This is a genomic window from Bradyrhizobium symbiodeficiens, assembly GCF_002266465.3.
Classification (GTDB): domain Bacteria; phylum Pseudomonadota; class Alphaproteobacteria; order Rhizobiales; family Xanthobacteraceae; genus Bradyrhizobium; species Bradyrhizobium symbiodeficiens.
The window spans coordinates 229,198-251,396 of record NZ_CP029427.2 but is presented as its reverse complement, the minus strand read 5'-3'; the positions used below and the strand labels follow the sequence as shown (position 1 = coordinate 251,396).

Annotated in this window: 24 protein-coding genes and 1 tRNA gene; 15 read left to right on the top strand and 10 right to left on the bottom strand. The window is 64.3% G+C overall.

Features of this window, described 5'->3' with window-relative positions:
* The first annotated feature begins 40 nt into the window (after positions 1-40).
* The 4 genes from CIT39_RS01195 to panE all read left to right on the top strand — a co-directional run bounded on the left by CIT39_RS01195 (position 41) and on the right by panE (position 3,791).
* Complete coding sequence (locus CIT39_RS01195; RefSeq protein WP_162308835.1) at positions 41-622, top strand: DUF2239 family protein; 582 nt, start codon at positions 41-43, stop codon at positions 620-622.
* Between the two features lie 85 nt (positions 623-707).
* Entirely contained in the window at positions 708-2,057 is a 1,350-nt protein-coding gene (locus CIT39_RS01190) for an MATE family efflux transporter (protein ID WP_094975945.1), read from the top strand.
* Between the two features lie 102 nt (positions 2,058-2,159).
* Entirely contained in the window at positions 2,160-2,768 is a 609-nt protein-coding gene (locus CIT39_RS01185) for a 2-hydroxychromene-2-carboxylate isomerase (RefSeq protein WP_162848684.1), read from the top strand.
* A gap of 99 nt (positions 2,769-2,867) precedes the next feature.
* Positions 2,868-3,791, top strand: a complete 924-nt coding sequence (gene panE / locus CIT39_RS01180; protein ID WP_094975947.1) for a 2-dehydropantoate 2-reductase — start codon at positions 2,868-2,870, stop codon at positions 3,789-3,791.
* An 84-nt stretch (positions 3,792-3,875) separates the two neighbouring features.
* Here the strand turns inward: panE and CIT39_RS01175 are convergent, their stop codons facing one another.
* The 4 genes from CIT39_RS01175 to CIT39_RS01160 form a co-directional block, all read right to left on the bottom strand.
* Positions 3,876-4,469 carry a c-type cytochrome gene (locus CIT39_RS01175; RefSeq protein WP_094975948.1) on the bottom strand — a complete coding sequence of 198 codons (594 nt, stop codon included), beginning with the start codon at positions 4,467-4,469 and terminating at the stop codon, positions 3,876-3,878.
* Between the two features lie 210 nt (positions 4,470-4,679).
* A complete protein-coding gene (locus tag CIT39_RS01170) occupies positions 4,680-5,954 on the bottom strand; it encodes a PQQ-dependent sugar dehydrogenase (protein WP_094975949.1) in 1,275 nt (424 codons plus the stop codon).
* A gap of 372 nt (positions 5,955-6,326) precedes the next feature.
* Complete coding sequence (locus tag CIT39_RS01165; protein ID WP_094975950.1) at positions 6,327-7,313, bottom strand: NAD-dependent epimerase/dehydratase family protein; 987 nt, start codon at positions 7,311-7,313, stop codon at positions 6,327-6,329.
* 82 nt (positions 7,314-7,395) lie between these two features.
* Positions 7,396-7,470 (bottom strand) — tRNA-Gly (locus tag CIT39_RS01160).
* Positions 7,471-7,744: 274 nt separating this feature from the next.
* Here CIT39_RS01160 and trxA point away from each other — a divergent pair.
* Both trxA and CIT39_RS01150 read left to right on the top strand, forming a co-directional pair.
* Entirely contained in the window at positions 7,745-8,668 is a 924-nt protein-coding gene (trxA, locus tag CIT39_RS01155) for a thioredoxin (protein WP_094975951.1), read from the top strand.
* 86 nt (positions 8,669-8,754) lie between these two features.
* Positions 8,755-9,432, top strand: a complete 678-nt coding sequence (locus tag CIT39_RS01150; protein WP_094975952.1) for an LON peptidase substrate-binding domain-containing protein — start codon at positions 8,755-8,757, stop codon at positions 9,430-9,432.
* Between the two features lie 72 nt (positions 9,433-9,504).
* On the opposite strand, the gene CIT39_RS01145 is transcribed toward CIT39_RS01150, so the two are convergent.
* From CIT39_RS01145 to CIT39_RS01135, 3 genes are all read right to left on the bottom strand, one after another.
* Positions 9,505-10,092 carry a cytochrome b/b6 domain-containing protein gene (locus CIT39_RS01145; protein WP_094975953.1) on the bottom strand — a complete coding sequence of 196 codons (588 nt, stop codon included), beginning with the start codon at positions 10,090-10,092 and terminating at the stop codon, positions 9,505-9,507.
* An 88-nt stretch (positions 10,093-10,180) separates the two neighbouring features.
* Complete coding sequence (locus tag CIT39_RS01140; RefSeq protein ID WP_018323571.1) at positions 10,181-10,459, bottom strand: PepSY domain-containing protein; 279 nt, start codon at positions 10,457-10,459, stop codon at positions 10,181-10,183.
* A 182-nt stretch (positions 10,460-10,641) separates the two neighbouring features.
* A complete protein-coding gene (locus tag CIT39_RS01135) occupies positions 10,642-10,992 on the bottom strand; it encodes a hypothetical protein (protein WP_094975954.1) in 351 nt (116 codons plus the stop codon).
* Positions 10,993-11,099: 107 nt separating this feature from the next.
* On the opposite strand from CIT39_RS01135, the gene CIT39_RS01130 reads away from it, so the two are divergent.
* On the top strand, positions 11,100-11,630 hold the full coding sequence (locus tag CIT39_RS01130) for a TetR/AcrR family transcriptional regulator (RefSeq protein WP_162308834.1): 531 nt from the start codon (positions 11,100-11,102) through the stop codon (positions 11,628-11,630).
* A gap of 99 nt (positions 11,631-11,729) precedes the next feature.
* Positions 11,730-11,927 carry a Trm112 family protein gene (locus CIT39_RS01125; RefSeq protein ID WP_007598651.1) on the top strand — a complete coding sequence of 66 codons (198 nt, stop codon included), beginning with the start codon at positions 11,730-11,732 and terminating at the stop codon, positions 11,925-11,927.
* Positions 11,928-11,989: 62 nt separating this feature from the next.
* On the opposite strand, the gene CIT39_RS01120 is transcribed toward CIT39_RS01125, so the two are convergent.
* Positions 11,990-13,210, bottom strand: coding sequence for a ubiquinone biosynthesis hydroxylase (locus CIT39_RS01120; protein WP_094975956.1), 1,221 nt, complete (start codon positions 13,208-13,210; stop codon positions 11,990-11,992).
* 136 nt (positions 13,211-13,346) lie between these two features.
* On the opposite strand from CIT39_RS01120, the gene tesB reads away from it, so the two are divergent.
* The gene (tesB, locus tag CIT39_RS01115; RefSeq protein ID WP_162308833.1) at positions 13,347-14,210 is read left to right on the top strand and encodes an acyl-CoA thioesterase II; all 864 of its coding nucleotides are present in this window, start codon (positions 13,347-13,349) and stop codon (positions 14,208-14,210) included.
* Here tesB and CIT39_RS01110 read toward each other — a convergent pair.
* Both CIT39_RS01110 and CIT39_RS01105 read right to left on the bottom strand, forming a co-directional pair.
* Complete coding sequence (locus tag CIT39_RS01110) at positions 14,207-15,055, bottom strand: DUF4339 domain-containing protein (protein WP_094975958.1); 849 nt, start codon at positions 15,053-15,055, stop codon at positions 14,207-14,209. The two genes, tesB and CIT39_RS01110, sit on opposite strands and share 4 nt — an antisense overlap.
* A 32-nt stretch (positions 15,056-15,087) precedes the next feature.
* Positions 15,088-15,987, bottom strand: a complete 900-nt coding sequence (locus CIT39_RS01105) for a DUF4339 domain-containing protein (RefSeq protein WP_094975959.1) — start codon at positions 15,985-15,987, stop codon at positions 15,088-15,090.
* A gap of 234 nt (positions 15,988-16,221) precedes the next feature.
* Between CIT39_RS01105 and CIT39_RS01100 the strand changes: the two genes are divergently transcribed.
* The 6 genes from CIT39_RS01100 (at position 16,222) to CIT39_RS01075 (ending at position 22,195) form a co-directional block, all read left to right on the top strand.
* Positions 16,222-16,560, top strand: coding sequence for a P-II family nitrogen regulator (locus CIT39_RS01100; RefSeq protein WP_094894041.1), 339 nt, complete (start codon positions 16,222-16,224; stop codon positions 16,558-16,560).
* A gap of 130 nt (positions 16,561-16,690) precedes the next feature.
* Positions 16,691-17,992, top strand: a complete 1,302-nt coding sequence (locus tag CIT39_RS01095) for an ammonium transporter (RefSeq protein WP_094975960.1) — start codon at positions 16,691-16,693, stop codon at positions 17,990-17,992.
* A gap of 311 nt (positions 17,993-18,303) precedes the next feature.
* On the top strand, positions 18,304-18,642 hold the full coding sequence (locus CIT39_RS01090) for a P-II family nitrogen regulator (RefSeq protein ID WP_008142813.1): 339 nt from the start codon (positions 18,304-18,306) through the stop codon (positions 18,640-18,642).
* Positions 18,643-18,680: 38 nt separating this feature from the next.
* A complete protein-coding gene (locus tag CIT39_RS01085) occupies positions 18,681-20,129 on the top strand; it encodes an ammonium transporter (RefSeq protein ID WP_094975961.1) in 1,449 nt (482 codons plus the stop codon).
* 217 nt (positions 20,130-20,346) lie between these two features.
* Positions 20,347-20,751, top strand: coding sequence for a GFA family protein (locus tag CIT39_RS01080; protein WP_094976996.1), 405 nt, complete (start codon positions 20,347-20,349; stop codon positions 20,749-20,751).
* 229 nt (positions 20,752-20,980) lie between these two features.
* On the top strand, positions 20,981-22,195 hold the full coding sequence (locus CIT39_RS01075; RefSeq protein WP_094975962.1) for an aminotransferase class I/II-fold pyridoxal phosphate-dependent enzyme: 1,215 nt from the start codon (positions 20,981-20,983) through the stop codon (positions 22,193-22,195).
* Positions 22,196-22,199: the final 4 nt, after the last annotated feature.

Below are 22,199 nucleotides of genomic sequence, written 5' to 3'. Positions count from 1 at the left end.
ATTAAATAGTCCGAACGCCGTAAAAGTGGCAATGATTCCAATGAACAAGATTTTCACCGCCTTCCAGGGCCAGCGTCGCCTGGTGTCCGGGCCGGCAGGCGAGGTCGCGCTGGTCGTCAAGCGCGTGGCGCCGCGGCCGGACGAGCCCATCATCATCTTCGAGGACGGCACGGGTCGATCGATCGATTTCGATCTGCGCGGCGGGGATCGCGAGGTGCTGGCGCGGCTGGCCAAGCTCGTGCCGCCGCCGGTCGAGGAAACCGTACCACCGAGCGAGCCGCGCGGGCGCGGCCGGCCGAAGCTCGGCGTGGTCGCGCGCGAGGTGACGCTGTTGCCGCGACATTGGGAGTGGCTCGGCGCGCAGCCGGGCGGCGCCTCGGTCGCGCTGCGCAAGCTCGTCGATGAGGCGAGGCGCGCGAGCGGCGACAAGGACCGCGAACGGCAGGCGCGCGATGCGGCCTATCACTTCATGTCGACCATGGCGGGCAACCTGCCGCAGTTCGAGGAAGCTTCGCGCGCATTGTTTGCGGATGACCGGCGGCGCTTCACCGGGCTGATCGCGGATTGGCCGTCCGACATCCGCGACCACATCGTCAAGCTCGCCTACAGCGACCGCGCTTAAGGCGCTCTCACACAACCCCATCGACGGCCGGGCCGCGCCTTGCGCGCGGCAACGGCTCCGTGCGCCCTGATGAAAAGGCCGATCCATGTCCGCGCCCAAGCCGCTCTCGACAACATTTCTCCGCTTCCTCGCGCCCTTGATGCTGAGCAACGCGCTGCAATCGCTGTTCGGCACCGTCAGCAACGTCTATCTCGGCCAGATGATCGGCGTCGACGCGCTGGCGGCCGTGTCGGTGTTCTTTCCCGTGATGTTCTTTCTGTTCGCCTTCGTCATGGGGCTGAGCACCGGCGCGACCGTGCTGATCGGGCAGGCCTTTGGCGCGGGCGAGCACGACAAGATCCGGAGCGTTGCAGGTACGACGCTCGCGATCAGCCTTCTGCTCTCCATTTCGATCGCGCTGATCGGCGGGCTGTTCAGCCGCCAGCTGATGATGGCGCTTGCGACGCCGGCCGACATTCTCGACCAGGCCAGCGCCTACGCGCGGATCATGCTGCTCACCATGCCGCTCGGCTTCGTCTTCCTGCTGATGACGGCGATGATCCGCGGCGTCGGCGACGCGCTGACGCCGCTGCTGGCGCTGGCGCTATCGACCGCGATCGGCCTGATCCTGACGCCGATGTTGATCCGTGGGTCGTTCGGACTGCCGGCGGCGGGCATCACCAGCCCGGCATGGGCGGCCGCGATCTCGAACGCGCTCACCTTGATCGCGCTGGCGCTGTATCTGCGGCGGAAGAAGCACGCGCTCGCTCCGGACGCGGCGCTGCTGCGTCACCTCGGGCTCGACGGCGCCATGCTCGGAAAGATCCTCGGCATCGGATTGCCGAGCGCCGTCGGCATGGTGGTGATGGCGATCGCGGAGCTGGTGCTGCTCGGACTCGTCAACGGCTATGGATCGGCCGCCACGGCGGCCTACGGCGCCGTCAACCAGGTGATGGGCTACACGCAGTTCACAGCGATGTCGATTTCCATCGCAGTCTCGATCCTCGGCGCGCAGGCGGTCGGTGGCGGCGACAGAACCCGGCTCGACGGCATCGTGCGGACCGGGCTCGCTTTCAACCTGGTTCTGACCGGGGGGCTCGTGGCGCTGATCTATCTCACGCCGCGCGCGATCCTCGGCATCTTCGTTACCGATGCCGCCGTGCTCGATCTGGCGAAGGAGCTGCTCTTCATCGCCTTGTGGAGCTCGGTGCCGTTTGGCCTCGCCACGGTGTTCTCGGGTGCCATGCGGGCGGCCGGCGTCGCGCTGACGCCGATGCTGCTCTCGATCTTCGCGATTCTCGCCATCGAGCTGCCGGCCGCGGTGATCCTGAGCCGCACCATCGGCCTTGCGGGCATATGGGCCGCCTATCCCATCGTGTTCTGCGCCATGTTCGTTTTGCAGATGGGCTATTACTTGCTGGTCTGGCGCAAGCGGGGGATCCTGCACTTGGTTTGACGGTCAAAGTATTATGATCATCATTATACGGTGGACCTGTGGGACACGCTGCGTCACAATGCGCGGAAAGTCAGATCAAGACGTCAGGTCAGGGAGATCGAATTGACCCGCATAGCCCCGCAGTTCCTGTTCGATTTCGGCAGCCCCAACGCCTATCTCAGCCACCTCGCGATCCCCGCGATCGAGCAGCGCATCGGCGTCAAGTTCGAATACGTCCCGATCCTGCTCGGCGGCATCTTCAAGTCGACCAACAACAGGTCGCCGGCCGAGACGCTCGCCGGCATCAAGAACAAGCGCGAATTCCAGCAGGTCGAGACCGAGCGCTTCATCAAGCGCTTCCATGTCCAGCCCTATGTCTGGAATCCGCACTTTCCCGTCAACACGCTGAACCTGATGCGCACGGCGATCGCCGCGCAGCTCGAGGGCGTGTTCGAAGAATACGTCGCGGCGGCCTTCCACCACATGTGGCGCGAGCCGAAGAAGATGGACGACCCCGAAGTCGCGGCGAAGGCACTGGCGTCCTCCGGCCTCGACGCCCAGAAGCTGTTCGCCCGGGCTCAGGAGCCGGAGGTGAAGGGCAGGCTGATCAAGAACACCGAGGAAGCGGTCGCCCGCGGCGCGTTCGGCTCGCCGACCTTCTTCGTCGGCAACGAGATGTTCTTCGGCAAGGAGCAGCTGCGCGAGGTCGAGGAGATGGTGTCGGGAAAGTGAAGTGCGCGAATGGGAGGTAGCGAATAGCGAGTGGAAATCTCGCCTGCTATTCGCTACTCCCTATTCGCCATTCGCCAAGCACAATAGCGGAGTTCTCCCATGCGTATCCTCGTGGTCGGCGCCGGCGCCATCGGCGGCTATTTCGGTGGCAGGCTGTTGCAGGCCGGCCGCGACGTCACCTTCCTGGTACGGCCGCGCCGCGCCGGCGAGCTCGCAAGCGCGGGCCTCGTCATCAAGAGCCCGAATGGCGACGTGACACTGCGAGATCCGCCGACGGTGCAGGCCGACGCGCTCAAGGACAAGTTCGACGTCGTGCTCCTGAGCTGCAAGGCGTTCGATCTCGACGATGCCATCAAATCGTTTGCGCCGGCGGTCGGACCGAACACCGCGATCATCCCGATGCTGAACGGCATGAAGCACCTCGATGTGCTCGATGCCAAATTCGGCAAGGAGCGCGTGCTCGGCGGCCTCTGCGCCATCGCGGCGACCCTGAACGAGAAGCGCGAGGTGGTGCAGCTCCAGCCGATGCAGTCGCTGAACTACGGCGAGCGCGACGGCAAGCTCTCTGATCGCGTCAAGGCGATCGACGAGGCCTTCAAGAGAGGCATCAATGGCGCCACCGCCAGCCAGAACATCATGCAGGACATGTGGGAGAAATGGGTGTTCCTCTCCTCGCTCGCGGCCTCCACCAGCCTGATGCGCACCTCTGTCGGCAACATCCTCGCAGCTCCCGGCGGCCGGGATTTCCTGCTCGGCATGCTCGACGAGACCAGCGCGATCGCTGCCGCGTCTGGCTATCCGCCGGGCGGGCCGTTCTTCGAGCGGGTGAAGGGCAACCTCACCGCCGAGGGCTCGCCGATGACGGCCTCGATGTTCCGCGACATCAAGGCCGGCCTGCCGGTCGAAGCCGACCACGTCATCGGCGACCTCATCGCGCGCGCCGATGCCGCCAAGGTGCCAGTGCCCAAACTACGCATCGCCTACACGCATCTCAAAGCGTATGAGAAGCAGCGGGCGGGGTAGCGGCTGCTACAATCCCAGCTGTCGTCCCGGACAAGCGAAGCGCAGATCCGGGACGACAGAGGAGTTTGCCGCAGCAGCTCCGCACTATTTCAAATGCGCGAGATAGTGTGAGACCGCCGTGATCTCCTCGTCGCTCATGCGATAGGCGACATCGGCCATCGCGGCGACGCCGCCGCCGACGCGCAAGCCGGCTTTATAATCGTGCAGCGCCTTGACCAGATATTCCTCGCGCTGGCCCGCCAGTCGCGCGACCCCCTTGGTGCCGGCGAAGCTGTCCGTATGGCATGAGGCGCAGCGGCGGCCGGCGGCGACTTGCGCACCCTTTTTCGACATGTCGGGATCCGCGTCCTCCGAACCCTTCGGCGGCGGCAGCTGCGAGAAATAGGCGCCGAGATTGCGGATGTCCTCGTTGGTGAGCTGCTCGACGATCGGCTGCATCTGCTCGTTCTTGCGCGAGCCGGCGCGGAAGAACACGAGCTGCCATTGCAGGAACTGATCGGGCTGGCCGGCCAGCGAGGGAATATTCTCGGTCTGCGAAACGCCGTTCTCGCCGTGACAGCCGGCGCAGACCGAGACTTTTTCCTTGATCGCGGAATTATCCGCGGCCTGGGCCGGGATGAATGCAAGCGCCGCAAGCGATAGCGCACCGATTGCGGACAAAGATAACTTGCGGCGCATGAGCAGGAATCCGATCTATCGAGCTCGTCGTTCCGGAGCGTGCGAAGCACGAGCTAAGCTGCGCGATTGCGTATCTGAGGATCCATAACCCCGATTCGTGGTTATGGGTTCCGGACTTGCGCTGGGGCGCAATCCGGAACGATAGCGTGGCTTTGACATGACAGAGGCTGCGGCGCCCCTCGGCCACCGCAGCCTCTTATCGTGTGCGCGCTACTTCTTGCTGTAGCTGATGCGATAGATCGCGCCGGCCCAGTCGTCGGCCACGAGGATCGATCCGTCCTTGGCAAGGATGATGTCGTCGGGACGACCGAGGTAGCCCTGGTCGCCCTCGATCCAGCCGGAGGCGAACACCTCCTGCTTGGGGTTCTTGCCGTCAGGCCCGACGATGACGCGCATGATGCGACCGCCCTGGTACTTGTGGCGATTCCAGGAGCCATGCTCGGCGATCAAAATGTTGTTCTTGTACTCGGCGGGGAACTGGTCGCCGGTATAGAACTTCATGCCGAGCGGAGCGACGTGGGCGCCGAGATTCAGCACGGGCGGCGTGAACTCGGAGCATTTGTGGCCCATCGCGAACTTGTCGTCGGGCAGATTGCCCTGGTGGCAGTAGGGATAGCCGAAATGCTCGCCCATCTTGTTGATCATGTTCAGCTTGTCGCTGGGCAGGTCATCGCTGATCCAGTCGCGGGCATTCTCGGTGAACCAGTACTTGCCGGTGCGCGGATCGACGTCGCCGCCGACCGAGTTGCGGACGCCGAGCGCATAGATCTCGGCGTTGCCGGTCTTGGGATCGACGCGCCGGATCTGCGAGACGCTGGTCGGGGGAATGCCGATGTTGAAGGGCGGTCCGAACGGAATGTAGAACCAGCCTTCCTTGTCGACCGCAATGTACTTCCAGCCATGCGCGGCATAGGACGGCATGTCGTCATAGACGACCTTGCCGTCGCCGAGCTTGTCGAGATTGGCTTCGGCATTGTCGTAGCGGATCAGCTTGTCGACTGCGATGACGTAGAGCGCGCCATCCCTGAAGGCGAGACCGGTGGGCATGTTCAGGCCCTTGAGGACGGTCTTGACCTCCTTCTTTCCGTTGTTGTCCTTGATGGCATAGACGTTGCCGAGGCCGAACGAACCGACGAACAGCGTGCCCTTGTCACCCCAGGCCATCTGCCGCGCGGCCAGCACGCCGGAGGCATAGACCTCCATCTTGAAGCCCGGCGGCAGCTTGACCTTCTTGATGATGTTGGCGAGCTCGGCATCGGACGCGCCCGTGGGCGGACCCGACGGCGGCGCGAGGCCCTTCTGTGCCTCGGTTTCGTCGCCCAGGAACCAGTCATCCGGCGGATGGGTCCAGAATTCCTTGGTGCCGGATTCGTATTTCTTCAGCGGCTTGCTTTTGTCTTGCGCGTGACCAGCGCTGGTCCCCGCGAGAAGGGCCACGGCCGCAAGCGCCAGAACGGATTGAAAGACGGATCGATGGAATTTCATCGCGTCACTCCCCTAAAGGCAGCCGTCAGGGCTGCGCATTATTTTATTTTGCTAGTCGAGAGGCGAAGTTTTGGGTCCGCCGGAACGACAGACGCAAAAAGGTTAGCACATCTGCGAGCGCTGAGAAGCGCGTCGCGTGCACCGCTCTTGCGCTGCGTAAAAATTGAGACGGAATGTCAACGGAGGAACGCCACAGCGACGCTCTCGCTGCAGCGCGGAATCAATGGGCGCGGGATCGTACGCAGGTGGCAAGAGGGGATGACCCTAAAAATGCGAGAACAACCCCATGCACAGTAGAATGGCTCAAGCCGCTTGCTCCCGGCCAGACCGAACAGACATTTGAAGCGTCGAGCAAAATAGCAAATCCGGCGCCTACGAGGCGACCGGGTAGGGCCCGTCGTCGAACACCCCGTCATGATAGCCCTTCGAGCCGATCTCGCGTGCCAGCGGACTGCGAAAATCGCGACCTGCGCGCAGGCTGTCCAACACATGGGCGAAGTCGAATTCGGGCCGCCAGCCCAGCTCGCGCCGCGCGCGGTCGTTGACATAGACGCGGTCGATTTCTGGGAAGAGTTTCCAGCCCCGCGCCGCATACAGCTGCGCGCAATCCGGATAGAGCTCGCGCACGACACCGGCTGCATCGCGCGCGAGCGCCGTGAGATGACACGGCTCGAACGGGCTGGTCGAGGAGACGATGTAGCGGCCGAAGCCGATGCCTGGCCCGCGCTCGACCGCGAGCAGATGAGCGCTCACCGCGTCCGCGATGTCGAGCCGACGATAGAGCAGCTCGTTGGCCTGCGCGTTCTCCAGCGAATAGGCCGAGCGCATCGCGGGATCATCATCGTCTTCCGGAAAGAAGCGCGAGGTCCGCAAGGCAACGACCGGCAGACCGCGCTCGCGATAAAACAGTTCGCACAGGGTCTCCGCCATCAGTTTTGTGGTGCCGTAGATGTTCTTCGGCACCGGCAGCAGATCCTCGGTGACCCAGACCGCCGCCTGTCCGGCCTCGGGGCGGAGCTGCGAGCCGAACGCGCTGGTGGTGCTGGTGAAGACGAAGCTCCTCACGCCGGCGCTCGCCGCCGCCTCCAGCAAATTGAGCGTGCCGGTGACGTTGGTATCGACGAAGTCTTGCTTGGAGTGCGTCGCCACGTGTGGCTTGTGCAGCGTGGCGGTGTGGATGATGGCGGTGACGCCGTCCATCTGGCTGCGCACGAACGCGGGATCGATGATCGAGCCGACGGCGTCGGTGAAGGGCGAGGATTTCAGGTCGACCCCGCGCACAGCTGAACCGCGCCCGCGAAGTATCCGGACAATCGCCTCCCCGAGATGACCCGCACTGCCGGTGACCAGAATTGTCATATGGGACTGGGACCCAATTCAGCCGCCAGCGGCGTGGATGACCACGGCCCGACCCGGTTTGGCTGGATGCTCTGGGAAAAACTGGAGCGGGCGAAGGGGCTCGAACCCTCGACCCCGACCTTGGCAAGGTCGTGCTCTACCACTGAGCTACACCCGCATCCTGTGTCGGTCGCGTGACGCGCCGGCAACGGCTGTCGTATGCCAAAAGCGGGAGGGGAATGCAACAGCTACCGGCGGCCTAGATTCGGTTCTTGAGGCCCCATAGGGAGCCTGAATGCGGCCAAATGGCCCGAAAGTGCCCCGGAACCGGCGAATCGGCCGCAATGGATTGAAATTCGGCCGCCCCGGCCCAATCTAGGAGCCGACAGCGAAGCATAGGAAGCGGCTACGTGCTAAAGAGCCGCGATTCCAGACATAGACGAGGGGATGCCGTGACGATCATCGACCAGGGTAACGGAGCCGCAAACCCGGCTGCGGCCGATCTGATCAAGGACACCACCACCCAGACCTTCGTGAAGGACGTCATCGAGGAATCGAAGCGCCAGCCGGTGCTGATCGACTTCTGGGCGGAGTGGTGCGGTCCCTGCAAGCAGCTTACTCCCGTGCTCGAAAAGGCGGTCAAGGCGGCCAAGGGCAAGGTCAAGCTGGTCAAGATGAACATCGACCAGCATCCGGCGATCCCGGGCCAGATGGGCATCCAGTCGATTCCGGCCGTGATCGCCTTCGTCAACGGCCAGCCGGCCGACGGCTTCATGGGCGCGGTGCCCGAGAGCCAGCTCAACGCCTTCATCGAGAAGCTGACCAAGGGCGTGACCGCGCCGGGCGAGCCCAATATCGCCGAGATCCTGCAGGAGGCCGAAGCCGTGCTCGCCGAGGGCGATGCGGCGGCGGCAGCGCAGATTTACGCCGAGGTGCTCCAGCATGATTCCACCAACATCGCGGCGCTCGCTGGCCTGGCGAAATGTTATGCCGTCTCCGGCGCGATGGAGCAGGCCAAGCAGACGCTGGCCATGGTGCCGGAATCCAAGCGCAACGACCCCGCGGTGAAAGCCGTGCAGACCGCGATCGATCTCGCCGAGCAGGCGCAGTCGCTCGGACCTGTCGCCGAGCTGGAACAGAAAGTCGCCGCAAACCCGCTCGATCATCAGGCCCGATTCGACCTGGCGACCGCGCTGAACGCGCAAGGCAACCGTGCGGCCGCGACCGAGCAGCTGCTCGCGATCATCAAGCGCGACCGCAAATGGAACGACGACGGCGCCCGCAAGCAGCTGGTGCAATTCTTCGAGGCCTGGGGCGGCACGGATGATGCAACGGTCGAGGGACGCAAGCGTTTGTCGACGATCCTGTTTTCGTAAGGGCTTTTTCGAGCATGATCTGTTCGGAAAGCCGCTGCACACTTTTCCGGATCATGCGCTAGCAAGTCCAAGGGGGAACCGGGCAGATGCCGATCAACATCGAATATCGCGGGCCCGCCGACCTCCCGGAGATCATTCCGGTGTTTCCGCTGCCGGGCGCGCTGCTGCTGCCCCGCGGCCAGATGCCGCTCAACATCTTCGAGCCGCGCTACCTGTCGATGGTCGACGATTCCTTCCGCGACGGCCATCGCCTGATCGGCATGATTCAGCCTGATGTCGCGCACTCCCCGAAGAATTCCGACAAGCCGACGTTGTTCCGCGTCGGCTGCGTCGGCCGCATCACCCAGCTCGCCGAATCCGGCGATGGCCGTTACATCCTCGAGCTCACCGGCGTCTCGCGCTTCAAGGTGGTCGAGGAGCTCGAGGTGCTGACGGCCTACCGGCAGTGCAAGGTGGATTTCTTCACCTTCGCCAACGACTTCACCGCGCGCATGGGCGAGGACGAGGTCGACCGCGAAGCGCTGCTGGCCGTGCTGGCGGACTTCCTGAAGGCCAACAATCTCAAGGTCGACTGGGAAGGCGTCGAAAGCGCGCCCAACGAAGCCCTGGTCAACGCGCTGGCGATGATGTCGCCCTATGGCCCCGCGGAGAAGCAGGCCATGCTGGAAGCGATGGACCTGAAGACCCGCGCCGAGATCCTGATCGCAGTGACCGAGATGGACCTCGCCAAGAAGCGCACCAGCGGCGATCCGCCGTTGCAGTGAGGGAGCAAGTTCGCCTCAAACTCCGTCATCCCGGGTCAAGTTCGGCCGAGATGGGGAGAGAGTGTCGAGGAGTCACTTGCCCGGCGAATGACCGCGGATGCGCTTGCGCCCGGTGATCATCGCGCGCACCAGACTTTCGCGCTGGAGCAGTCCCATCAGCAGCACGCCGAGCACGTGCAATACGACCAGAACGATGACGGCGTCGGATGAATAGTGATGGGTGTCCTCGACCCACCAGACGCCGAAGAAGGCGGTGGTGACCGACATCGCGCCCGTGATCGCCGAGACGGCGAGCGCCAGCATCAAGGCCACCAGCATCACCGTGCCCGCGGGATTGAGTCCGATATAGCGGCCGGTCATGCCGCGGCGCAGATTCCAGAGATAGCCTGGTGCCGCGCGAAGCCTGACCCTGATCATACGGAAGCGCGAATAGCGGCTTCCCCAGAAACCCCAGACGAGGCGGAAGGCGAGAAGCCCCAGCACCGCATAGCCGACGATGCGGTGAAGCCGGTCGTAGACGGGGGGCGTGAACCACGCGGCCAGAACGCAGGCCGCGAGAGCCCAGTGCCAGAGGCGCAGCGGGAGGTCCCAGACTGCGACCGTCCGCGGAGCGGTTCGATCCGCAGGGGTCCCGCCGGACACCCCGCGCGCTTGTGGCATCGCTTCTTCAATCAAGCAAAGACCATCCTCGAGCTCTGCCTTGCGCAGTCCATGTCTGCGCAGTCCCGCCCGCGACTTGCTTCAAGCCTTACTTGGCGATCGTGTGCTTCAGGCTGAGATCTTCGGGGCTGTAGAACAGCTCGTACAGCTTGCCTTCCTTGACGCCGTAGACCTCGTAGCACGAGCCTTCGATCTTGGAGCGCCGCACCTCGTAGCCGAGCGCCTTGGCCTTGGCTTCGGCCTCGCTGGCCGGCTTCCACGACGCCTTGTCGAGCTTGGTGCAATCCTTGAACCCGTCGGCCATGGCCGCCGACCCCATACCCATTCCAACCGTCAGTGCAATGGCAACAACACGAATGACCTTCACGAACGTCTCCTCCTCTGTCGTGCGCGCTACGCGAGCCGCACCGAAGGAAGCAAAGGAGGGGTTGAAGTCAATCCGGTTCAGGCTTGGACCGTTTAGATAAGTTCTAACGGCGGCCAAAAGCTGAGTGCTCTCCGTGCGCAACACACCGCTGCGGCCTTACGCCTCACAGACGGTGCGTGTTGCTAGTAGCCGGCCACTGCCATCGCGACGACAGCACTGAGTGCCATCCAGCCGAAATGCCGGCCGCGCGTCGCCCACGCGTTGGCGAGCGCGGAGAAGCCGAAGACGCAGGCCATGGTGGCGACGATCCAGTGGCGCGCCGTCTCCGAGCCCATCCAAGGCACCGCGATCAGCAGCACGCCGCCGCCGATCCAGGCGACGGTCGAGGCCTGCCAGACCAGGCGGATCAGGGTGCGAAGCCGTGCGGGCTCGATGGTAGCGCGGGCGAACACCTTGGCCTCACCGAGGTAGCCGTGGATGACGGCCACCACGATCGTCAGCGCGCCGGCGCACTGAAGCAAGAGATCACGCATCGTCGGGACTCCCGAAGGACTCGTCCATACATCTGTGTATGGTGACATAGGCGCTGGCCTGCGCGCTGTCAATACACTAGTGTATGGTTCGCCTCCGGGAACCCGACATGACCGAACAGCTCTCCGCCGACGACTGGATCAAGCAAGGTCTCAAGGCGCTCGCCAAGAGCGGCTTCACCGCGCTCAAGGCCGATCCGCTGGCAAAAGCCATGGGCGTGTCGCGCGGCAGCTTCTATTGGCATTTCGCCGATCTCGGCGCGTTCCAGGCCGCCGTGCTGAAGCGCTGGCGCGAGATCGCGGCCGAGCAGATCATCGCCGATGTCGAAGCCGCCAGCGACGAACCGCTCAAGGCGCTGCTGCGGAGGTCGTTCGGCGCCCGGCTCGAGCTCGAGCGCGCGGTGCGCAATTGGGCGGCCTTCGATGCGGCCACGCAAGGGGCCGTGCGCGCGATCGACCGCCGCCGGCTCGACTATATCGAAGGGTTGCTGGAAAAACGCGGGCTCACCCCGGCAGCCGCGCAGGCGCGGGCGCAGATCCTGTATTGGACATTTCTCGGCTTCGCCCTGTCGGGCGCGCCGGTACCGGCAGCACGGCTGCAGGCCCTGCTCGACGAGGTCTTGACGATGGTCTCCGCGTAGATCCTGTTTTGACGTTTTCCTTACGCGAATACGCTTTGGCAGCCGCGATGGGCGGGCGCGGATTTCTGTGCTAGAGGCAACCGATTGCCGGAGACTCCAATGAACGCCCCCACCGAACGTCCCGAAGCCAGCGTCGATCCCAAATTGCTGGAGATTCTCGTCTGCCCGCTGACCAAGGGCCCGCTGGAGTTCGATTCCGCGAAGCAGGAGCTGATCTCGCGCAGCGCCAAGCTGGCTTATCCGATCCGCGACGGGATCCCGATCATGCTGCCGGAAGAAGCGCGGAAAATCGATTGAGGCTTGGCGAGTAGGGAGTGGCGAATGGACACCACTCGCAATTCGCCACTCCCCATTCGCCTCTACAACGCCTCGCCCTTCAACAACCTTGGCACCTCGCCCGTGAGGCCGGCGGCCTGGCGGATGAAGAGGTTCTTCAGCGGCGGGGCGCGGTCGACGAGGCCGAGGCCGATGTCGCGGACTGTGCGCAGCAGCGTCGACTGGTTGGAGAACAGGAAGTTCAGCGAGTTGGTGGCAACGCCCATCGCCATGGTGTCGAAGCGGCGCCAGCGCTGGTAGCGCTCGAGCACGTCGGCGGCGCCGAGATCCATGCCGAGCCGCGCGGCATCGACCACGACTTCGGCCAGCGCGGCGACATCCTTCAACCCCATGTTGAGGCCCTGACCCGCAATGGGGTGGATGACGTGGGCGGCATCGCCGACCAGCGCGAGGCGCGTGGCGATGAAGGAGCGCGCGACGAAATAGGACAACGGAAACGCGCGCGGCTTGTCGAGCGCCTTGACCTCGCCGAGATGCAGGCCGAAACGCTGCTCGAGCTCGGCGTGAAACTCGTCGTCGCCGAGCGCGATGATGCGCGCGGCCTCGGCTCGGCGCTCGGTCCAAACCAGCGATGAACGCTTGCCCGAGAGCGGCAGGATCGCGAATGGGCCCGCCGGCAGAAAATGCTCTTCGGCGCGGCCCTCGTGATCGCGCTCGTGGCCGACGGTCACGACGATGCCGGACTGGTCATACTCCCAGCCATGGGTGGCGATGCCGGCGCGCTCGCGCAATCTTGAGCGCGCGCCATCGGCGGCGACCAGAAGACTTGCCGCGACGACACTGCCGTCACCGAGCGTCACGTCGATGCCCTCAGGACGCGCGTCGTAGGACGCCACGGTGGTGGCACGGAGGTCGATGCCCTCGGCTTCCGCACGCGCCACCAGCGCGTCGATCAGCCGGCGATTCTCGACCATGTGCGCGAACGGCTCGCCCGGTGCAACATCGCCGGCGAAGTTCAGGAAGACCGGACGGGTGGCATCCTCCAGCTTGGAATCGGTGACGACCATGTCGAGGATCGGCTGCGCCTCGCCCTTGACGTCGTCCCAGGCGCCGATCGCCTCGAACAGGCGGCGGCAGGCGGCCACGATCGCGGTCGCGCGGGGGTCGCGGCTCGGCCGGGTGGCGAGCGCGGGATCGGCGACGATGACGGGGATCTCGGGCCCCAGTCCCTGTCGCAGCGCCAGGGCCAGCGCGAGCCCTGCGAACGCGCCGCCACCAATGACAATGCTACCCTGTACCGACATACCCAAATTCCCGGTCAAATCCTGGTCTTGCTAGCAGACTTGAGGTGGGCGAAACAGTGCGGTGAAACAAGGGCGGAACGGCCCCATTGTGTCATTCCGGAGCATGGCCCGGAACGACGGCGAGGAAGCTCACTCCATGTCCAAAAGCCTGATCGACCTGATTTCGATCCTCGACCTCGAGCAGCTCGAGGTGAATCTGTTCCGCGGCAACAGCCCGAAGACCAGCTGGCAGCGGGTGTTCGGCGGCCAGGTGATCGGGCAGGCGATGGTCGCGGCCTGCCGCACGGTCGAGGGCCGGCTGCCGCATTCGCTGCACTGCTATTTCATCCTTCCCGGCGATCCGCAGATCCCGATCATCTACCAGGTCGAACGCCTGCGCGACGGCAAGAGCTATTCGACCCGCCGCGTCACCGCGATCCAGCACGGCAATGCGATCTTCTCGATCATGGTCTCGTTCCACGCCGAGGAGGAAAGTGCGTTCGACCATCAGGACAAGATGCCCGACGTGCCACCGCCGGAGAAGCTCACGGCGGAGGAGGTGGCGAAGCAGCCGATGTTCCGCGAGATGCCGGAGTTCATCCGGCGTTATTATGAATCCGATCGCCCGATCGAGCTGCGCCCGGTCGAGCTCGGCCGTTATTTCGGCCAGAAGATCGATGACGGCCGCATCCACGTCTGGATCAAGACCGCCGCGAAACTGCCCGACGATCCGGCGCTGCACATGTGTGCGCTCGCCTACGCCTCGGACTTCTCGCTGCTCGACGCGATCATGGCGCGCTATGGCCGCACGCTGTTCGACAAGCGCATGATGCCGGCCAGCCTCGATCACGCGATGTGGTTTCACCGCCCGTTCCGCGCCGACGAATGGCTGCTCTACGCCCAGGATTCGCCGAGCGCGCGCGGCGGTCGCGGCTTGACCCGCGGCTCGATCTTCAAGCCGGACGGGACGCTGGTCGCCTCTGTGGCGCAGGAAGGCTCCGTGCGCGAGCGGAAGTCCTAGCGTGCTGCCCCCGGGCGTTGCACAAGCTCGAACTGCGCCATGGTCCACGTGAAGTACCAGCGCAGCAGCCACGGAATCGGAATGATCAGAAAGCAGCCGAAACCGAATGCGAGGGTTCGCCACAGCAGCTGAAGGCCGGTGCCCACGAAGATCATCTCGCGCCGCGTTCCCGCGATGTTGCGACAGATCCAGCGCATCCATGCGGCCATGACCCAGGCCCAGCCGATGATCGTGAACATGGCGAGAAACATCAGGAGCTGCCAGCCGATGAAGGCCCATGGGCTGCCGTTGAACGTCATCGGAATCGGCTGACCGTTCGAGCTGAGATTGGCGACCACCCAGCGCATCACCATCCAGGACAGGAAGGCCTGGAGCGGAATCGCCGCAAGCTGAAACAGGTCGTGGACGAGCCCGGCATAGCCCGCCAGCGCCATCGCAACGAAGACGTACCAGATATCGCCGACCTGGCCGGTGAAGCTGATGTTCGGCCGCTGCGGAACGTGCACGCGAGGGAAGAGCCAACGGTAGTAGCCGGTGGCGGTCCATGGAGCCGGCACTACGACGGCGTTGCCGATCACCAGCAGGATGCACCATCCAAGGAACGACCACAGCGGCAGGTCGACCGACAGCCGGCCTCCGCTGTCGCCGCTCGAAGCCACCGCAGGCGACCCGCCGGGGACGAGACCGGGTACCGCGCCGGCCTTCTGCCAGCCCGCCATCCCTTCGGTCCAAACCAGCGTATCCGATCGCACGATTCCCCGCGCGATCAGATCGCGGAACTGCGCCTCCGGAAACGGACCCTTCTGCTGGCCTTCAGATGCGTGAAACCAGATTCTGTTCGACATCTCGTCTGCTCGCTACCGAACGCCAGCAGCCGTCACATGGCCGCCTGCGACCCGCGCGGCGCGAGAACGGTCTCCGATGCGAACCAGTTCATGATCCAGCGATACACCCACGGAATCGGGATGATGAGGCTGCACAGGATCGCGGCGACGATGCCGCGCCAGAGGATGTCGAGACCACTGCCCTTGAATGCGATCTCGCGCCGCGTGCCTTCGATGCTGCGGCAGAACCAGCGCATCTGGGCTGCAGCGACCCAGGCCCAGCCGACGATGGTGATGATGGAAATTGCGAACAGCAGATTCCAGCCGACATAGGCCCAGATCGAGCCGGTGAAGCTCAGGCCCAACGGCTGCCCGTTGGATGCGAGGTTCGCGACCATCCATTTGACCAGAAGCCAATAGAGCACGAGCTGGACGATGAACAGCAGATTGCTCAGCAATTGGCTGCCGATGAAGCCGATCGCGATCGCCAGAACGATGAAGCCGAAAAACCAGGGCACGATCGCCATCGCGTTGCCGGTGAAGCTGAGATTCGGCCGTCCCGGGACCTTCACGCAGGACACGATCCATTTCGTGTACCAGACGAACAGCCACGGCACCGGGATCACGAAGCACGAACCGATCAGCAGCACGAGCGTGCGCCAGGTGAACTCGAGGATGCCGAAATCGACTGCCAGCGATCCGGCGACTCCGCCTCCGCCGCCGGCATAGCCACCGGAGCCCATCATCGGCGGGCCGCCCGCAGGGATCATCGGCGGCGCGCCGCCGCCCCCGACCAGGCCGGGGATCTCGGCGGCCTTCTGCCAGCCTGCCATGCCCTCGGACCAGACCAGCGTATCCGGGCGCACGACGCCCTGGGCGACGAGATCGCGGAATTGCCCTTCCGGAAAGGGCCCCTGCTGCTTGCCCTCGGATGCGTAGAACCAACTCGCCATGAAGCGCCCCCTCAAAATACTTATGTACCGCCTGGCAGGCGCGGGTTCACGCATCATGCCAAAAATGCATTGTGAAGGATGAACGATTGCCCTGTACAGAGGCGGCCATTCACATGGCCAGACGTTTTTCCGCTTCAATCTGCAACTTTTTTATGCCATTTGCCCGGAAAGATGCCAGATTGACTCTGCGCCGGGGACATACGGCGCGGCGCATCCCGGGGAACAGGCCTGACCATGAAACTCGTCGTCGCGATCATCAAACCCTTCAAGCTCGATGAGGTCCGCCAGGCCCTGACGGCGATCGGCGTCCACGGCATGACCGTGACCGAGGTGAAGGGCTATGGCCGGCAGAAGGGCCACACCGAGATCTATCGCGGCGCCGAATATGTCGTGAACTTCCTGCCGAAGCTGCGCATCGAGATCGCGGTCGCCTCCGACGTCGCCGACAAGGCGGTCAGCGTGATCACTGCGACCGCGCGCACCGGGCAGATCGGCGACGGCAAGATCTTCGTGACGCCGATCGACAACGCGGTGCGCATCCGCACCGGCGAAACCGATAGCGACGCGCTCTAGATTTTTGTTTTGACGCGTTTTCTTCAAGCGAACCGGTATCCACTTCGCTTGAAAACGCCTTGATCTGCTTCGATCGCACCGGGCAACGACGCCACAATGTGCGACGCCAATTGATGCCGGGGGGAACGACATGGCGGGATATTTGCGCCGCGCAGCTGCTTTTGCTGCGCCGATCGGACTTGTGTCGGTCATGGCTGCGCCGGCGCGCGCCGCGGCCTCCGAGATCAACACCGCCGATACCGCCTGGATGATCGTCGCCACCGCGCTGGTGCTGATGATGACGATCCCGGGCCTGGCGCTGTTCTATTCCGGCATGGTGCGCAAGAAGAACGTGCTCGCGACCATGGCGCAGAGCCTCGCCGCGGTGACGATCATCTCCATCCTCTGGGTCGCGTTCGGCTATTCGCTGTGCTTCGTCGGCGACGGCCCGTGGATCGGCACACTCGACCGCTGGTTTCTCGCCGGCATGACCATGGACAGCGTCAATCCGGCCGCGAAGACCATCCCGGAAGCGTTGTTCATGCTGTACCAGATGACGTTTGCCATCATCACGGTGGCGCTGGTCGCGGGCTCGGTCGCCGACCGGATGCGATTCTCGGCCTATCTCCTGTTCTCCGTCGCCTGGTTCATCTTCGTTTACATCCCGCTGGCGCATTGGGTGTGGGGCGGCGGCTTCCTCAGCAGCATGGGCGTGCTCGATTTCGCCGGCGGCCTCGTGGTGCATCTGTCGGCCGGCACCGGCGGCCTCGTTGCGGCAAAGGTGATGGGGCGTCGTCACGGCTACGGCACCGAAAATCTGTCGCCGTTCGATCTTTCGCTCGCGGTGATGGGCACCGGCCTGTTGTGGGTCGGCTGGTTCGGCTTCAACGGCGGCTCGGCGGGCGCGGCCAATTCGCGCGCGGTGATGGCGATCATCGCGACCCACCTTGCGGCCTGCTCCGGCGCGCTGACCTGGGGCGCGATCGAATGGTCGACACGGCGCAAGCCCTCCGTGCTCGGCATGATCTCCGGCGCGGTGGCAGGCCTCGGCACCATCACGCCGGCCTCCGGATTCGTGGCGCCCTGGCACGGCATCGTCATCGGCATCATCGCCGGTTCAGTCTGCTATTGGGCCTGCACCTGGCTGAAGCACCGCTTCGACTATGACGATTCGCTCGACGTGTTCGGCGTCCATGGCATCGGCGGCCTGACTGGAACTCTGCTCGCCGGCGTGTTCGCAACCAGCGCCATCGGCGGCACTGCCGGCCTGCTGGAGGGCCAACCTCAGCAGCTCCTGATCCAGTTTTACGGCGTCGCCGTCACCTTCGTCTGGTCGGCTGGCGTGAGCTTCATCCTGCTCAAGCTGGTCGGCCTGTTCGTGCCCCTGCGCGTATCCCGTGAGCACGAACTCGAGGGGCTCGATATTTCGCAGCACGGCGAGGCGTTGCAATAAGCGGCGCCGCTACTTTATTACCTCTAAGCTGCCCGACCCATGAGCAGCATTGTGTCGGCAGCCTGTCATGCTCGCATTTTGAGCAGGCATGACCACGTTTTGAGCGCGACGGAATGGCGCACTGCACCGCAATACCCGTCGACCGCGAAAACACCCGTTTTCATAGTCCGTTAGGCAACGCGCCCGATCTGGCACGGCATTTGATTCTATGGGTCCTGGCTGTGCCCGCGTAGTGAACTTTCTCCCTCGTGGCGAACCAGTCGAGAAACGCCCGGCCACGTCCGGACCGGGCCCAAGCGGGGATAGGACCCATGAAAATTGTTATGGCGATTATCAAGCCATTCAAGCTGGAAGAAGTCCGTGACGCCCTGACCGCCATCGGCGTTCACGGTCTCACGGTGACGGAAGTCAAGGGATATGGCCGCCAGAAGGGCCATACGGAAATCTATCGCGGCGCCGAATATGCCGTGAGCTTCCTGCCCAAGATCAAGATCGAGGTCGCTGTCGCCTCCGACCAGGTCGACAAGACCATCGACGCCATCACGTCCGCCGCAAAAACCGGACAGATCGGCGACGGCAAGATCTTCGTCATCAACCTCGACCACGCGGTGCGTATCCGCACCGGCGAGGCCGATGCTGCGGCCCTTTGATTTCGCGCTCAACCTTTATCCAATCAGGAGTGAATAATATGACGTTCAAGCGTCCCTATGGCGCGGGATTGGCGGCTCTCGCAGTCGGCCTGTTCGCTGCGACCGCAGCCTACGCCGAGCCAACGGTCAACAAGGGAGACAACGCCTGGATGCTGACATCGACAGTGCTCGTGCTGTTGATGACGATCCCCGGCCTCGCGCTGTTCTACGGCGGTCTCGTCCGCTCCAAGAACATGCTCTCCGTCCTGATGCAGGTGTTCTACACCGTCTGCGTCGTCACCGTGATCTGGGCCGTGTACGGCTACAGCCTCGCCTTCACAGGCGGTTCCGACTTCATCGGCGGCTTCTCCAAGGCCTTCATGATGGGCGTCACCACCGACTCGAAGGCCGCGACCTTCTCGGTCGACGCCAACATCTCGGAGCTCATCTACATGTGCTTCCAGATGACCTTCGCGGCGATCACGCCCGCCCTCATCGTCGGTGCCTTCGCCGAGCGCATGAAGTTCTCGGCGATCGCTCTGTTCATCCCGCTCTGGGTCACGCTGATCTATTTCCCGATCGCGCACATGGTCTGGTACTGGCAGGGTCCGGACCTGATCCAGGATGCGGCCAAGGCGCTCGCTGCTGCCACTGATGCGGCGGCGAAGACCGCGGCTCAGGCCAAGCTCGACGAGCTCAACGCCGACGCCGGCTGGATCTTCAAGAAGGGTGCGATCGACTTCGCTGGCGGCACCGTGGTGCACATCAACGCCGGCATCGCAGGCCTCATCGGCGCTCTCCTGATCGGCAAGCGCACCGGTTACGGCAAGGAGCTGATGGCTCCGCACTCGCTGACCATGTCGATGATCGGCGCCTCGCTGCTCTGGGTCGGCTGGTTCGGCTTCAACGCCGGCTCCAACCTGGAAGCCAATGGCGGCGCTGCCCTCGCCATGACCAACTCCTTCGTCGCCACCGCAGCCGCCGCGCTGTCGTGGATGTTCGCGGAGTGGATCATCAAGGGTCATCCGTCGGTGCTCGGCGTCATCTCCGGCGCTGTCGCGGGCCTCGTGGCCGTCACCCCTGCCGCCGGCTTCTCCGGCGTGATGGGCGCGATCGTCCTCGGCCTGATCGTCGGCGTGGTCTGCCTGTTCTTCTGCACCGTCGTGAAGAACGCGCTCGGCTACGATGACAGTCTCGACGTGTTCGGCGTGCATTGCGTCGGCGGCATCGTCGGCGCCCTCGGCACCGGCATTCTCGTCAACCCCGCCCTCGGCGGCGCCGGCATCATCGACTACACCGCGATCCCGCCGAAGGTCGCCGACTACGACTTCGCAGCGCAGATGATGTCCCAGATCTGGGGCGTCGGCACCACGCTGGTGTGGTCGGGCATCGGTTCGGCGATCCTCTACAAGGTCGTCGACGTGATCGTTGGTCTGCGCACCAATGTCGAGAGCGAGCGTGAAGGTCTCGACATCACCGAGCACACCGAGCGCGCCTACAACATGTAAGTCTCCTCCCGGGCGTGGTCTCCTCGGAGTCCACGTCCACAACTACGGTTCGGGCACATACCCGGCAATGCCCTGACCGTTGAGGGGCTCCAGCGCAAGTTGGAGCCCCTTTCTTTTGGCAGGGTTGTTTTTGATTGCGCCGCGAAGAAAAGGATTGCCATTCCGCACCGGCGGCGCAGAAATATCGACCACAAGAAGCAACAATCGGGAGGTCGTCATGCGTTTGGAAGGCGGATGCTATTGCGGCGAAGTGCGCTACGTGGCCGAGGGCGACCCGATGATGCAGGCGCAGTGTCATTGCCGCGAGTGCCAGTACATCTCGGGCGGCGCGCCCAACACCTTCATCGCGATGCCGGCGGCCGGCTTCAGCTACATCACCGGACAGCCCAGGCAGTTCACGCGCAAGGACCTCGAACGCGCGGTCACGCGCGAATTCTGCGCCGAATGCGGCACCCATCTGGTGACTAAGGTTCCGCGACTGCCCGCAGCGGTCCTGAAGGTCGGCACGCTGGACGAGCCGGAACAGTTCAAGCCGCAGATGGCGATCTACACCTGCGACATGCAGGAGTTCCATGCGATCCCGGCGGGGATGGCGACGTTCGAAAAGCTGCCGGGGCGTTGAAGGTCGAATCGAGCCGGGAGAACGGAGCGCTCCCTCTCCCGCAAGGCCCGCGGGACGGTGAAAACCACCCATGCATCCCGTTGTTATCCGGCCCCATTATTCCTGCTCTGGACGGAGGCGGCGGCCGATGGTTAATCGCGTCTTAACCTCGCCCTATCTATGGTGAACTGAACCGCTTCCCGCCGGGGCCTTCGCGCGACCGGCTGTTCCAAGAGTGCTGGCGCCCAGAATGGTCATGACCGCTTCAACCCGTGCGCCGCAGGCCAGTGGAAGCTCCAAAAACGAGCGCTCCCCCTTCGTCCGGCTGAACGAGCTGCTGGCGCCGTATCAGCCCGGCAAACCCTTGATTTCGCTCGCCGTCGGCGAGCCCCAGCATCCCGTGCCTGACTTCGTCGGCCCGGTGCTGGCCAAGCACATCGCCGATTTCGGCCGCTACCCGATGAACCAGGGCACCGACCCGTTCCGCCAGGCCGCGAGCACGTGGCTGTCGTCACGTTTCAAGCTGCCTCGGCCGCTCGACCCCAAGAGCGAAATTCTCGTCCTCAATGGCAGCCGGGAAGGGCTGTTCCTCGCCGCGATCGCAGCCGCGCGTTATGTCGGCCCGCGTCCAGGCAAGCCCGCCATCCTGATGCCGAACCCGTTCTATCCGGTCTATGGCGCCGGCGCCGGCGCCGCTGCCTGCGAGCCGGTCTATCTGCCGACCACGGTCGAGAACGGCTTCCTGCCCGACCTCGACGCCATCGACGAGGCGACGCTGGCGCGCACGGTGGCGTTCTATCTGGCCTCGCCCGCCAATCCGCAGGGCTCGGTCGCCTCGCGCGACTACTTCACGCGCCTGAAGAGCCTCGCCGACCGCTACGGCTTCATGATCCTCAGCGACGAGTGCTATTCGGAGATCTATACCCGCGAAGCACCCGGCAGCGCGCTCGAATGTGCCGGCCCCGATTTCACCCGCGTGGCCGCGTTCCAGTCACTGTCGAAGCGGTCGAACCTTCCGGGCCTGCGCGTCGGCTTCGCCGCCGGCGACAAGACATTCATCGGCATGTTCCTGGAGCTGCGCAACATCGCCGCGCCCCAGGTGCCGGTGCCGCTCCAGCATGTCGCGACCTTTGCCTACGGCGACGAAGCGCATGTCGAGGAGAACCGCAGGCTCTACCGGATCAAGTTCGATCTCGCCGACCAGATCATCGGCAATCGCTACGGCTATCGCCGGCCCGATGCCGGCTTCTGCGTCTGGCTCAACACGTCCGGGATCGGCGACGACGTCTCGGTGTGTCTGAAATTGTTCAAGGAAGCCGGCGTGCGCGTGGTGCCCGGCAGCTTTCTGGCGCGGCAGCAGCCCGACGGCTTCAATCCCGGCGCAGGCTATATTCGCCTGGCGCTGGTGCAGGATGGCGAGACCACGGCGCAGGCGTTGCACCGGCTGGTCGAGACTCTGGGTTAGGCGG